The organism is Pseudomonas sp. JUb42 (assembly GCF_024807945.1).
Lineage (GTDB): Bacteria > Pseudomonadota > Gammaproteobacteria > Pseudomonadales > Pseudomonadaceae > Aquipseudomonas.
Genome location: NZ_JANUFD010000014.1, coordinates 1 through 13,101 on the forward strand (window position 1 = coordinate 1; position 13,101 = coordinate 13,101).

Below are 13,101 nucleotides of genomic sequence, written 5' to 3' on the forward strand. Positions count from 1 at the left end.
AGTAGGTCATCGTCAAGATTAAATTCCAAAACCCCATTTGCGAAAGCAGATGGGGTTTTGTTTTTGCGCCGAGAAAAGCCGCCGGCCTCGCGATCGTCTGTAGGACCGGCTCAGATCAAACAGCCTTTAACTGGCTGAGCCTGATCATCTGGCCAAACATCAGGTTCGGCGCCACCCGGCTCGCCACTTTCAATACGTTGCTAAGGCCTGGCCGTATTTCCGATTGACCTGCCTCGATTCCCCGAATGGCGCGCTTGACCATCAATTGCACATTCATGCCTTTCTCTTTCTGCATTTCCTTGGCGAACTCTCCCCTGAACAGCGGTGTTTCAGTGCCAGGTGGCGCAAGCTCAATGACCGTCACCGTGCTGTTGGCAAGCTGTGCCCGCAAGCATTGGGTGTAGGCATGCAAGGCTGCCTTGGAGGCGCTGTAGACCGGGGCGGCGGGGAAGGGCACGAATGCCAGCCCGGATGAGACGTTGACGATCAGGGCCTGGGGTTGCTTGAGCAAAAACGCAACGAACTGTTGAGTCATCCGTAGCGGGCCGTTCAGGTTGATGTCGATTTCATCCGTCAGATCTGTCAGCGCACGCTCTTCGGCCAGACGGATATTGCGCATGACCCCTGCGTTGTTTACCAAGGTATCGAGTGCAGGGAACTGCTGGGTTACTTCGAGGAACAGCGCCTGAATGTCCTCTGGATCGCGCACATCGCTTTGCAGCGTATGCAGTGATGGCAGCAGTTGCCTCGCTTTATCCAGGCTGTCCTGATTCCGGCCGGTGACGATAACGGTATTGCCTCTCTCGATAAGCTGGCGCGCCAGTTCAAAGCCTATTCCGCTCGAGCCACCGGTTATCAGCACTGTTCTTCCAATCAATTTCATCACGCACTCCGGATTGTTTTTAACCAGTGGCGAGCTTGAGCGATACACTGTCGATTAGAAAGAAGGCACCTGAAAGTGCGGTACTTACCTGGCGGAGAGTGTACGAAGGTGAAAGGTATTCCCGGCTTTACCGATGAGCAGATTGCGGCGGCAAGGTTCTACGCGAGCCAGACGCCACCGACGAATCTGGATCCGCGAATTGCGTCATTGGTCACCGAGCTGATCGGCCGCGTCGCGGATAAATGGACAATGCTGATTCTTGAAGTGCTGGCTGAGCAAGCCCCGCTGCGCTTCACTCGTCTGAGCGAGCGGGTGCCAGGCATCAGCCAGAAAATGCTGACACAGACGTTGCGCGCCATGGAGCGTGACGGCCTGTTGATTCGTACGGTGTACCCCGTGGTGCCGCCGAAAGTGGAATACAGCCTGACGACCCTGGGCCTGACCTTGGGCGCGGCGTTTTGCGGAGTCTGGGTATGGGCGGCGAATAACCTCGAAGAGGTCGAAAAGGCGCGTAGCGACTACGACCTCAGATAGCCGCCGAAAACCAATCCCGAACCCACAAAAAAGGCCGCATCTGCATGCGGCCTTCTTCGTTACTGCGTCGAATCAAACCTCTTCGACAACCTCTTGCTGCACTTCTTCACGACGACGAATGTACTTCCAGTCCGCCTCATCGATATAGATGCCGGCAGGCCCGCTGCCACCTTCCAGGTCGATGGCCACGTGGGCCGAGACCTGCGGCTTGACGCTGGCCAGAATCGGCACGAAGCCCAGTTGCAGGCTGGTTTCCAGTAGCGCGGCCTGGTTGCGTTCGTCGATGTCAGCGGCTTCGTCCAGGTAGTACGGCAGACGGATACGGCCGGCCTGATCGCGATCCATCAAGTGCAGCAACAAGTACATGTTGGTCAGCGCCTTGATGGTCATGGTCGTACCGTTGGAGGCCGCACCGTCGATGTCGGTGTGGATAACCGGCGTGCCATTGACCTTGGTAATCTCGAACGCCAGCTCGAACAGTTCCTTGAGGCCCAACTGGTTATGGTTGGCGGCTACCAGGCGCGCCAGGTATTCCTTGGCTTCTTCGTTCTTGCTGTCCTGTTCGGCACTCTGCGTCAGGTCGAACACCGACAGCGTCTCGCCTTCTTCGTACTGCCCGGCGCTGTGGATGATCTGGTCGATGTGCTTGAGCGCTTCCTTGTTCGGTGCCAGAACGATGCGGAAGCTGGCCAGGTTGGAGACCTGCCGACGGTTGATCTCGCGGTTGAACAGCGCCAGTTGGTGCTCAAGGCTTTCATAGTCACTGCGGATATTGCGCAGGGTCCGCGCAATGTCGGTGACAGCCGCACGGCGCGCCTTGCCCAACGTCAGGGCTTCGTCGGTGCGGTGGGCATAGGCGTTGATCAGCAGTTGCAGGCGACGCTCCATATCGTCTTCGCTGTCGAACTTGGCCACGCCTTTGAGACGAATCTGCGCATACAGCGCTTCGATCTGGCCGTCACAACGCTGCAGAGCCTGCCAACTGTCCTGATAGTCGTTGAGCAGTGGCAGCAGGTTCTCCAGCGAGTCGTCCACCGGGTCCATGAACGACGTACCGAATGGCAGGTCCGCCGGCAGCAACTGGCGACGACGCAGGGCGTCATCCAGCGTGCGCTGCTTGGATTCCAGGTCGCCGATCTGCCGGGCGATCAGTTGCAGCTTGGCCGACAGTTGCTGGACACGTTCGGTGAAGGCATCGCTGGAACGCTTGAGTTCGTCCTGAGCGGCTTCCATCTGTGCCAGTTGTTCAAGCTTGTCGGACTCTTCCACCGCCAGGGTCTGGCAGCGGCGGAAGTCTTCCAGGGCCTTCTGCGCATCCAGCACCTGCTGATACAGGGCCTCGGTCTGGGACTTGCTCGCCGTGCGGTCAGCCGCGACGGCTTGCTGGGTCTTGAGCTGCTTGAGCTCCTTGTCCAGGCGCTCTTTCTGATCACGCAAGGCGGCACGGTCTGCCAGAGCTTGTAAGGCAGGTGGTTCGATGTGCGACAGATTGATCGACAGGCCCGGTACCTGGAAGTGCTCGCCCTTGAAGCCATCGAGGATGGTTTCCAGTGACTTGACCCAGGCATCGCCGTCATCCAGCTCAATGCCTTGTTCACCCAGGGGCAGGCTGAACAGCGCGCTGTTGAACAGGCGCATCAGGCGCTCGACATCCGGTTGCGAGAACTCTTCGCGCAGGCGAGCATAGCTGTTGTTGTCAGCGTGATCGAGTTGCTGCTTCACCGACTTCAGGCGCTTTTCCAGATCCCGCACGCGTTCGTCGAGGTCTTCAGCGCTGAACTGACGGGATTGCGCCAGGGCACCGGCCAGTTCGTCGTGAGCGTCCTTGGCCGCGAGTAGTTGTTGCTCCAGTACCTTGGCATCCTCGACCAGAGCGAAACGGTTCTTCAGCACGGCCAGTTCGCCGATCCAGCGCTGAACGCCACTGATTTCCCGTTCCAGGCGCATCAGTTCTTGAGTACCGCCGCGCTGTTCGTTCTGCAGGCCGTCCTGTTCGCCGCGATAGTGTTCGGCCTGGATGACCAGCTCTTCTTTGCGCGCCGAGGAGTAGTCCTGCCAGGTCCCCAGCAGGGAATCGAGCAGCGGCGACAGGCGATGCAGCTTGCCGCGCATCAGATCACGTTGCTTGACCCCGGCGGCGAGGGCTTCGACCAGTGGCCCGGCGAGGACCATGGAGTTGTAGTCCTGCTCCATGCGTCGTACGTCGCGGAAGGCTTCTTCGCACGCCGCAATGTAATCGACGCTGCCGGAACGCAGACTGTGCTCGAAGGCATCGAGGAACAATTGTTTGAGCTTGGCCGCCGTGATTTCGCGCATGTGCAGCAGGTTGATGAACAGCGCGCGGAAGGTCTTCAGGCTCTGTTCACTGGTGGAGCGCAGCGGGATCAGGGTTAAATCCAGGGGAATCGAGGTATGACCGCCGACCAGCAGCCGTCGCAGCTCATCGGGCTTGAGCTCGTAGGCTTTGAGGCCCTTGCTTTCCAAGTTGCTGAACAGCTCTTTCTGGCGCAGGCAGGTGTCGTTCTTCTGATAGTGGGCCAGGTCCAGCTCGCCGGCATAGGCGAAGAACTGGTGACCGAAGCCGCCGCCGGGGCCGCGGCCGACCACACCAATTACGTGGGGGCCGTGGGGCAGGGATACTTCGCAGAGGATGTAGCTGGTGTCGGTGGCAAAGTAGAAGCGCCGCGACTGTTCCAGGCTGTACTTGCCGAAGCTCATGTCCGACATGCGCGCCAGGATCGGGAACTGCAACGCGTTGATCGAGGCACTCTTGCCCAGGTTGTTCGCGCCATAGACCGACAGCGGGTGTTCCAGGGGAAACAGCCCGAGGCTGTATCCGGCGGTGTTCAGCAGGGCAAAACGGCGGATGCCATAACGTTCCTGGCTCATGCATCTAGCTCCTGTTGTTCTTCGGCAATGGCCCGGGCCAGCGCCTGCTCTTCGCTGTCCTCGCGGTCCTGGAATTCCTCCAGGTCCAGCGGGTCGTCGGTCTGCAGCAGTTTTTCGTCGCTGTCTTCGTCGATGAGGATCGGCGTCGGCAAAGGCAGGTCGCTGTGCAGGCTGGCCGCCAGGTCGCGGTCCTGCTGCACCGACAGGCAGACGTCGAGGAAGCGGTGCATCGGCGGCAGGAAGCGGTAGATACCGACTTCCTCGTTGGCAAAACCGAGCTGGGTCATGCGGCGCATGATCTTTTCTTCGAGTTCTTCCTGGGTCTGCACTTCGGCCTGAATGAACAGGTCGCGGTATTTTTCCAGCAACGACGGCAGTTCTTCGCGACCCAGGCTGCCGCCGTCAAGCACGGCGACAGGGTCACGGCCTTGATCGGCCAGGTGCTCGACCAGAATGAAGGTGAACAGCGCCAGACGCTGGGCCGTCTTGTTCACCTGAGCGGCGGCCAGATCCGGCACGAAGTAATAGAAGCCGCGGGTATCGCAGACCAGTTCAAAGCCCAGGGCCTTGAACAGGGTGCGGTACTGATCCTGGGAGTTGGACAGTTGCGCATACAGCTCCGGGTCGCGGCGGCTGATGTGGTAACCCTTGAACAGCTCGCGAAAGATCGGAGCGAGCTGGGACATTTCGGACAGATCAAGATGCATTGACAGTGCTCTCGGAGTTCTCGGCAGACGCTGGGTCTTTAACCGAGGAGGCAAGGGCGAAGGAGCGCAGGCTGACCTGATGCTCCTGTGTGAAATAGTCACGGCGTTCCAGGCGATCGCGCGAGAAACGCTTGTCCCGGGACAGGCGCGAGAACCAGTAGAGCAGTTCGTCGGTGGCGCCGGTGGGTTCCTGCTCCAGCAGCCAGACCATCAGGTCCGGCAGCGGCAGGGCGTCTTCGCAGCGTTCGAGCATTTCCTTGACCGTGCGCGGGGCCCGTGGCGCTTCGCCCTTGCGCGCGGCAGTGCCGGCCTTGGGGAAGCGCGCCGGTTTCGGCTCGAAGCGGGCCAGGGCATAGACATAGGCCTCGACCTGGTTGGCACTGCCGAGGAAGGTGCTTTGCGGTCGGGTAAACATCGGCATCGCCGCCTGGGGCACGGCATCCAGACCCTTGCGGCGGATGGCCGACAGGGCCAGGGCCGCGCCACGGGTCACGGCGTTATGGCGGCGGGCTTCTTCGCGCAACGGCAGCAGCAGCTCACGGGCGTGACGCAGGGTCAGCTGGGCGCTGGTCTGCATCTCGAGGATGCGCGCGTGGGTGCGCAGCAGCATATCGTCGTCGACCAGATGACCCAGACGCTGCTGTTCGGTCAGCAGGCGCAGCAGGACGTTCTCGACCTTGCGCACGCCTTGCTCGAAGGCACCGTCGGCATTGACCAGCTGGATCATCGGCTCGACGTATTCATCCCAGGTCGCGAGGACCTCGGCATAACGCTGACGCAAAGGAATCTGCCGGTTGCTGGTCTTGGCGCGATCGGCTACGGCGACCAAGGCCTGTTCGTCGTTGGCGAGCTTTTTCAGCACGTCGCGCACGCGCATGTCGAGCAGGCGCAGTTGCCGGGCCAGGTCATCGGCGTCGCGGATATCAAAGGCGTCCTGGATATATTCGGCCAGGCGCTCCAGATGGCGCAGATAGGCTTCGATTTCCAGGCACAGCCCCAGCCGGTGTTCGCGGCGCAGGTAGGACAGGAAGTCGTGAATCTGCGCGTTAAGCTCGAAACGGTTCGGGCTCTTGGCGACGGGCACCAGGATATCCAGGCGAATCCACACGTCCAGCAGGTTGGTAATGTCCTGTGGTGTGCTGTCCAGTTGCTGCGCTGCCAGTTGCAGGCGCAGTTCGCTCAGGCTCAGGGTGCCCTGGTCGAAGTGCTCGCACAGGGGCTCAAGGAGCGCCCAGTGTTCGGCAAGGGCGCGCAAGACGCGCTTGGGTTCGATCATGGGAAGGCCGACTGTTGGCAAATAAAAGCAGCGATTGTACTGCATCAGCTCCCAGACAATTCACCTCCAATCGGCGAAGGGCGGTAGAATCGCCGCCTTAACTTATCCACAGGTGGCCGACCTTTGCTGAACGAGTCCCGCCGCCGCGCTTATATGACCGCCATGCAGGTGGTCAATTGGCTGCCGCGCACCGAATTGCCCTTCGCCGCTCCTTCGCGGCCGGAACTGCTTGCGCCTTTGCCGGCCCCGGTCGCAGAGCTGATTGTCGAGGCGCCTGCGCCTGCATCAGCGGCGCCGGCAGCGCCCGCCGTGGTCGCGCGAGCCCCGGAGCGGCCGAAGGTCGAAGTGCCACGGCCGTCTCTGGCCAGTACGCGTAATCAGGCGGTGGTCGAAGAGGCCGAGCCCGTAGCGGTCAAGGCGCCCGTGGTGCCGCCGCCGCGCTTTGCCCTGCAACTGCTGCGTTCCGGGCCGTGCCTGTTGCTGGTGGAACTGGCGACCGGCGAAGCCTTTCAAAGCCGCGATCCGTCCTACCTGCTGCTCAAGGACATGCTGCGCGCCGCCGGTCTGCCGGACAGCCCGCAGATCATCGGCGAGCCGGTGCGCTGGCCGCTGTTGCTGCGCGGCCAGCTCGATCAGGGGCCGGAAGCGGCCAGGGACTTCGTCCAGGGCTTTGTCATGGCCCGCCTGGAAGAAGAACCCTGCACCTGCCTGTGGCTGATCGGCCTGCCGTCGGTGCGTTTCGCCGGTGAGGCGGATGCCGAGGCTTTCAATCGTGAACTGCAGGTCGATGGCCTGGGTTCGGCCTGGGCGTTGCCGGGTCTGGAATTACTGATGGACGAGCCTCAACGCAAGGCAGATGTCTGGCAAGCCATGCGTCGGCTGATGACGCGTTGGAAGACTGTGAATGAGTGATGCAATCAGCTTCCGTCCCATGACCGAAGCCGACCTGGATGCGGTCCTGAAGATCGAATATGCGGCGTTCAGCCATCCCTGGACCCGGGGGATTTTCCTCGACGGACTCAAGTCCTACGAAATCTGGCTGATGTTCGAAGGCGCACAACAAGTGGGCCATGGCGTGGTGCAGATCATTCTGGATGAGGCACACCTGCTCAATATCACCGTCAAGCCGGAGAATCAGGGCCGCGGCCTGGGCCTGAGCCTGCTCGATCACCTGATGAAACGCGCCTATGCACTGGATGCCCGTGAGTGTTTCCTCGAGCTGCGCGACAGCAATCGCGCGGCGTACCGTCTGTATGAGCGCTACGGCTTCAACGAAGTCGGCCGCCGTCGCGACTACTATCCGGCAGTGGGTGGGCGTGAAGATGCGATTGTGATGGTCTGCACCCTGCTGGACTAAAGGTGGTGCTTACCTTGTCGGACTAGATATGTGGGAGCGGATTGATCCGCGAAAACGGAATTCCGGGCGATGAAAATTCATTGGATGTACCGGCCTATTCGCGAATGAATTCGCTCCCACGAGGTAATCTGGCGCCCTGATTACCAGGGCTTGCCATCCAACGGCTTGCGATGGGCCAGCTCTTCCTCATCCAGGCCATTGCCGCCGCCAATATCATCCTCATCGACGTCACTGAGCTGGGTATCCATCGGCGTACCCCGGCCTTCCTCCTTGGCAGAACGGGCGCCGTCCTCGCGGATCAGTACCTCCGGGTCCAGTTCGTCGTCAGTGGGGTGATGGTCAGCCGTCGAAGCCCCGGTCATGCCCGCTTCGCGTACACGGCGGTCGGGTAGTTCCTGTTCCAGTTCATCCTCGGGAATAAGGTCACCAATACGCCCGGTGGGTTCATCCCCCTGATCGAAGTCCAACTCTTCCATGGAGCCCATGCGATCTTCGTTATCGTCGATGGGTTCGGGTTGGGTGGCACCGTAGGGGCGGCGTGATTCGGTCATGGCGAGTCCTCCGATTAGCTATGTTTAAGGTGGACCGGGGCTATGTGGGAAGATTCCTTCTGATTGAGTCAATGGCTTAAAGGCAGATTGGCCGTGACCCGAACGGCCGGACGCGAGTCAAAGCTGAGCACCATCTTCGAGGCAGCAAAGCATGAACGAACTACAAGACCTGATCGACAACAACGAACGTTGGGCTGATGCGATCAAGCAGGAGGACCCGGAGTTCTTCGCCAAGCTGGCCCGCCAGCAAACCCCGGAATATCTGTGGATCGGTTGTTCGGACGCCCGCGTGCCGGCCAACGAGATCGTCGGCATGCTCCCGGGTGATCTTTTCGTCCACCGCAACGTGGCCAACGTCGTGCTGCACACCGACCTCAACTGCCTGTCCGTGATCCAGTACGCGGTGGATGTACTCAAGGTCAAACACATTCTGGTCACCGGCCACTACGGCTGCGGCGGCGTGCGTGCGTCCATGCAGAATCGTCAGCTCGGCCTGATCGATGGCTGGCTGCGTTCGATTCGTGATCTGTATTACGAGAACCGCGAAAGTCTGGCCAAGTTGCCGACTGAAGAAGAGCAGGTTGATCGCCTGTGCGAGCTGAACGTGATTCAGCAGGTGGCCAACGTCGGCCATACCAGCATCGTCCAGAACGCTTGGCATCGTGGTCAGAAACTGTCGGTGCATGGCTGCATCTACGGCATCAAGGATGGCCGCTGGAAAAGCCTGAACGCGACCATCAGCGGCTTCGACCAGTTGCCGCCGCAATATCGGTTGCGCCCGCTGGGCGAGTGACACGGTTGCGTGGGAGCGAGGCTTGCCCGCCAAGGACACGATGCGGTGTACCTGACTTACCGCGTCGTTCAATTCGCGGGCAAGCCTCGCTCCCACAGATCACCCTTTGCCAGGGAGACAGCGCCGTGTCAGAGACACAGCGCAATGCCCGGCAAAGCGGTTACAGCGTCGAATTCTGTTTCAATACCGGCGCCGGTTTCTTCAGCTCTTTGAGCGATTGGGCGACAGGGGCTGTGGCGCACTTCGCTGCGGCCTGATCAGGCGTCAGGCTTCGTACCGAGGTGTAGAACAGTTGGCAGGTCTTGACCTTGTTGGTCACTTGCCAGTTCTGCACGCAGGCACTCAACATGGTGCTCGGGTTGCTGCCTGGGGCCTGGCCCATGCCTGCCTGCCAGCAAGCGGCAGTCAAATCCTGTCCCATGACCTTCAAGCCCGCCGCATCGGCCTTGGCCACATCGCCGCCGTATTGCGCCGGATCGGCCGCATACCAGATGTAGCTCGGATGGTTGGAACCCAGCACCGAAACGTTCTTTCCGGGCGTCGGGGTGATGGTTGCCAGGCCCAGTACCGCCACGGTCTGACCATATTGCGACTTGATCCAGTTACGCACCGGCGAGCCGAAAGCCACCATTGGCAACGATACGCCGCTTGCCGGCAGGGTGAACTGCTTGACCATGGTGGTCTGGTAGTCGGTGAAGTAGCTGTAGACGCCTTCCAGGGTGCTACCGGCATCAGACGGTGCGGCAATCGGTGCGATATCGATGATCGCTTGGTAGGCCGGTGTCTGTGCGGTCGGGATGCCGTTGTCGACCAGCAGCTCGGCCCAGCGGTCGGTGGTTTTCGAGTTCAGGTAATCCTGATACTCGGTCAGCGAATAATCCGGCGGGAAGTGCAGCAGCTCGACGCTTTTGCGGTTCTCCAGCGCCATGCCCAGTGGCAGGTACAGGTACCAGCTGAACGCCCATCCCTTGGCGTCATTGAGCTTGTTAGCGCCGTTGTAGGCCAGTTCACCGGTATCGAGCAGTTGAGTCAGGGGTGTGCCATAAGTCGAAGGCACGCCCTTGATATCGGCCTGCAGGGTCTTGCCGTCGCTTCTGACCCTGACCGTGGCGGTGCTATAGCCATCGCGGCGTACGCTCTGGTTGAGGTAGTTCTCGACCGTCTGTTCCAGTGTCCACTTCTTGAAGCAGATCACGTTGCAGTTGTTGGGGTAGGCAAACAGTCGGGTGACACGTTCAGGACTGCCCAGATTGACACTGACATCCGCCTGTACAACGGCGCTCAACGTCAGGGCAGCGAGGGTGGTGCTGGTCCATAGTGCGGTTTTCAACATGCTCATATCCTTGTCAGCCATGCTCACCCCGACCTGTTCGGGGCGGTGGCCAATAATGGAACAAGCTTGATGGCAAAGTAATGGCCTTGGCCGATATTTTTTGAGCGTCCGCTCACAGCACGAAACGCTGCACCATCGAATTCAAATGAGTGGCCAGCATCGACAGGGCATCACTGGCCACAGTGGTCTGCTGTGCCCCCGAAGCCGTCTGTGCTGACAGGTCGCGAATGCTGCTCAGGTTGCGGTCGACTTCGTTGGCGACCTGGGCCTGTTGTTCGGCGGCGCTGGCGATCAACACGTTGCGGTCGTTGATGGTCGAGGTGGAGTTGATGATCACTGCCAGGGTCTCACCGGCTGCTGCGGCCTGTTCCAGGGTCAGATTGGCCTGGGTGGCGGTCATGCGCAGCGAGTCAGCGGTTTCCTGGGTGCTCTTCTGTACGCCATTGATCAGGGTCTCGATCTCGGCGGTTGAAGCCGTGGTGCGCTGGGCCAGAGAGCGGACTTCATCGGCGACCACGGCAAAACCGCGTCCGGCTTCACCGGCACGGGCAGCCTCGATGGCGGCGTTGAGGGCCAGCAGGTTGGTCTGGTTGGCGATGGCGTGAATCACATCGAGGATCTTGCTGATGCTCAGGGTGCGCTCGGCCAGGCCCTCGGCCTGATGCGAGGAGTCGAGGACGTTGCCGGTCAATTCCTTGATCGAACTGATGGTGTCGGTCAGGCGCAGCTTGCCTTGCTCGGCGGCCTTGTTGGAGGCCTCGGATTCGTTGACGGTGTTGGTGGCGTTGTCGGCGACGTTGACCGCTGCCTGGCTCATCTGATTGACCGCTACGGCGGCCTGTTCGATCTCGGTGTTTTGCAGCATCAGGTTATTGGCGCTGGATTCGGCGATGCTGCTCATTTCCTGCACTGACTGCGACAGTTGGGTCGCGGCCGCGTAAATCTCGTCGATCGTGCTGTGCAGGTTACTGCGCATGCGGCCGAGCATAGTCAGCAGTTGCGCGGTTTCGTCATTGCCTTCGGGAATTGGCTGCGGGCTGAGGTCGCCATCGGCAATGGTACTGGCGATATGCAACGCCTGACGCACCGGGCGGATGATGCTCACACTCAGGCGCCAGGCCAGCAACAGGGTCAACAGCAGGGCGATACCGATGGCGCTGAATGCGATCAGACGGGTCTGCTGATAGCTGGCGCTCGCGGCATCCACCGCAGTTGCAGCGCTTTGCTTGTTCAGCTCGCGCAGCAGTTGCACCTGCATGTCCATCAGGTCGCCCTGCAGCGATAGCGTGGTGTTGGCCAGCATGCGGGCGTCGTCGAGCTTGTGCTGCTCGATCAACGTCATCTGCTCGTAGAGCGCGGGAATAAAGGCTTTGTAGGCGTCCTGCAGGGCGACGATTGAATCGTGTTCGGTACCTGCGGCGACCCGGGCAATGTAGTCGCTGAAGTATTTTTCGACTTCGTTCTTCAGTTGTTCAACGTTGATCTTGCTGTTGACCGCTGCGCCCGGATCATCGGCGTTGGCGATCAGTCGGGCCGACTCAGCACGCAGTTTGACCAGATCAATGGCGATGGCATCCGCCATGGCAATACTGGGCAGGGCGCCACTCTCCACGGCCGCGCCTTGATTGCGGATACCTTGCATCTGATACAGGCAGAAGGCGCCCATGGCCACCAGCAGCAGCGCAGTGACGCCGAAGCACAGCACCAGGCGTTGGGTGATCTTGAGTCGGCGCAGCACGGTAATCTGCGAGCGCTGGCGTAAGAAGCGAGGCAGTAATTTTTTCACGATGAGTCAAACCTGCATCTGCGGGGGTTCCGGAGAGTCGGTTATAGGGCTGTAATGTGATGATTTTGTTACAGAAAGGGTAAGTGATGGCGTTTTGACGCCAATTTCTTATGAGTGGTCGTCATAAATGATATCCTGCCCGCCAACGCACCCTCATTGATAACCCGGTGCAAACGGCAAGTCCTTGTCCTGGATCAGGATTTTGCACCGATCTCATCAAGGAAGGCGGCGACGAAGCCTTGCAGGCTTGCCTGGCGCTCCTGGGCCAGGCGCGTGCCGGTGGCCGTCTGGAAACCCTCGGCCAGGTGCAGCACTTTGGTCTGGAAATGATCGAGGGCAAAGCGTTGATCGTCATATTCGCGCTCTGAGGCCAGCGGGTCGGCGCAGTCGTACAGCTGGCTGCCCATCCGCCCCGCTACATAGAACAGCCGGGCCACGCCGATCATGCCGATGGCATCGAGGCGGTCGGCGTCCTGGAGAATGCGCGCCTCCAGCGTATTCGGGGTGATGGCGGCGGAAAAACTATGGGCTTCGATGGCGTGGGATACGGCGTCGATGCGTTCCTCATCCCAACCCATCTCGGTGAGGATATCCCCGGCCTTGGCTGCCGCCAGGCGTGAGGCACTGGCGCGGAAGGGCGAGTTCTTCTCCACCGCCACGCAGTCATGCAGCAACGTGGCGGCCACCAGCAACTCCTGATCCCCGCCTTCGGTATTACGCAGGACGCAGACGTTGTGCCAGACCCGCATCAGGTGCGAACGATCATGCGCACCATCACCCTTGGCGACCAGTGCATGGGGCAGCAACAGGCTGGCGAGGTCTTGGAAGGGCGCGAAGGCTGCGGTCATTGAGGTACCGGCGGATAAGGAAGTCGTTCAGGCAGTCTAGTGGGCAGTTCGGCTTTTTGACGAGAGATTGCGCACGCAAACAATCGTAGGAGTGGCTTTAGCCACGAGGGCGCTCTCCCGGCTAAAGCCGGTCCTACGGGACAG

12 protein-coding genes are annotated in these 13,101 nt (G+C 60.5%); 4 read left to right on the forward strand and 8 right to left on the reverse strand.

The annotated features are described in order from the left end of the window. Positions 1–115: 115 nt before the first annotated feature. A complete protein-coding gene (locus M2401_RS24560) occupies positions 116–883 on the reverse strand; it encodes an SDR family oxidoreductase (protein WP_259107465.1) in 768 nt (255 codons plus the stop codon). Positions 884–991: 108 nt separating this feature from the next. Between M2401_RS24560 and M2401_RS24565 the strand changes: the two genes are divergently transcribed. After that, positions 992–1,417 (forward strand): helix-turn-helix domain-containing protein, encoded by a 426-nt coding sequence (locus M2401_RS24565; RefSeq protein ID WP_259106833.1) that lies wholly within the window; start codon positions 992–994, stop codon positions 1,415–1,417. Between the two features lie 72 nt (positions 1,418–1,489). Here M2401_RS24565 and mksF read toward each other — a convergent pair whose 3' ends face one another. The 3 genes from mksF to mksB are packed head-to-tail and all read right to left on the reverse strand — an operon-like array spanning position 1,490 to position 6,289. Beyond that, on the reverse strand, positions 1,490–4,306 hold the full coding sequence (mksF, locus tag M2401_RS24570; RefSeq protein WP_259106835.1) for an Mks condensin complex protein MksF: 2,817 nt from the start codon (positions 4,304–4,306) through the stop codon (positions 1,490–1,492). Next, positions 4,303–5,013, reverse strand: a complete 711-nt coding sequence (gene mksE / locus M2401_RS24575) for an Mks condensin complex protein MksE (RefSeq protein ID WP_259106838.1) — start codon at positions 5,011–5,013, stop codon at positions 4,303–4,305. The genes mksF and mksE overlap by 4 nt, the downstream gene beginning before the upstream one ends. Then, positions 5,003–6,289 carry an Mks condensin complex protein MksB gene (gene mksB, locus M2401_RS24580; protein ID WP_259106840.1) on the reverse strand — a complete coding sequence of 429 codons (1,287 nt, stop codon included), beginning with the start codon at positions 6,287–6,289 and terminating at the stop codon, positions 5,003–5,005. The genes mksE and mksB overlap by 11 nt, the downstream gene beginning before the upstream one ends. 123 nt (positions 6,290–6,412) lie before the next feature. Between mksB and M2401_RS24585 the strand changes: the two genes are divergently transcribed. Together M2401_RS24585 and rimI are read left to right on the forward strand one after the other, a co-directional pair. Continuing rightward, positions 6,413–7,201 (forward strand): energy transducer TonB, encoded by a 789-nt coding sequence (locus M2401_RS24585; protein WP_259106842.1) that lies wholly within the window; start codon positions 6,413–6,415, stop codon positions 7,199–7,201. Continuing rightward, positions 7,194–7,646: a ribosomal protein S18-alanine N-acetyltransferase gene (gene rimI / locus M2401_RS24590; RefSeq protein WP_259106854.1), complete on the forward strand. Its 453-nt coding sequence runs from the start codon at positions 7,194–7,196 to the stop codon at positions 7,644–7,646. Before M2401_RS24585 ends, rimI begins: the two co-directional genes overlap by 8 nt. Before the next feature lie 140 nt (positions 7,647–7,786). Here the strand turns inward: rimI and M2401_RS24595 are convergent, their stop codons facing one another. After that, positions 7,787–8,197, reverse strand: a complete 411-nt coding sequence (locus M2401_RS24595) for a serine kinase/phosphatase (RefSeq protein WP_259106855.1) — start codon at positions 8,195–8,197, stop codon at positions 7,787–7,789. A gap of 151 nt (positions 8,198–8,348) precedes the next feature. On the opposite strand from M2401_RS24595, the gene can reads away from it, so the two are divergent. Beyond that, positions 8,349–8,990 carry a carbonate dehydratase gene (can, locus tag M2401_RS24600; RefSeq protein ID WP_259106857.1) on the forward strand — a complete coding sequence of 214 codons (642 nt, stop codon included), beginning with the start codon at positions 8,349–8,351 and terminating at the stop codon, positions 8,988–8,990. Positions 8,991–9,150: 160 nt separating this feature from the next. On the opposite strand, the gene M2401_RS24605 is transcribed toward can, so the two are convergent. From M2401_RS24605 to M2401_RS24615, 3 genes are all read right to left on the reverse strand, one after another. Continuing rightward, a complete protein-coding gene (locus tag M2401_RS24605; protein WP_259106869.1) occupies positions 9,151–10,323 on the reverse strand; it encodes a hypothetical protein in 1,173 nt (390 codons plus the stop codon). Positions 10,324–10,435: 112 nt separating this feature from the next. After that, positions 10,436–12,109 carry a methyl-accepting chemotaxis protein gene (locus M2401_RS24610; RefSeq protein WP_259106872.1) on the reverse strand — a complete coding sequence of 558 codons (1,674 nt, stop codon included), beginning with the start codon at positions 12,107–12,109 and terminating at the stop codon, positions 10,436–10,438. Between the two features lie 194 nt (positions 12,110–12,303). Further along, the gene (locus tag M2401_RS24615) at positions 12,304–12,957 is read right to left on the reverse strand and encodes an HD domain-containing protein (protein ID WP_259106874.1); all 654 of its coding nucleotides are present in this window, start codon (positions 12,955–12,957) and stop codon (positions 12,304–12,306) included. Between the last annotated feature and the right edge of the window lie 144 nt (positions 12,958–13,101).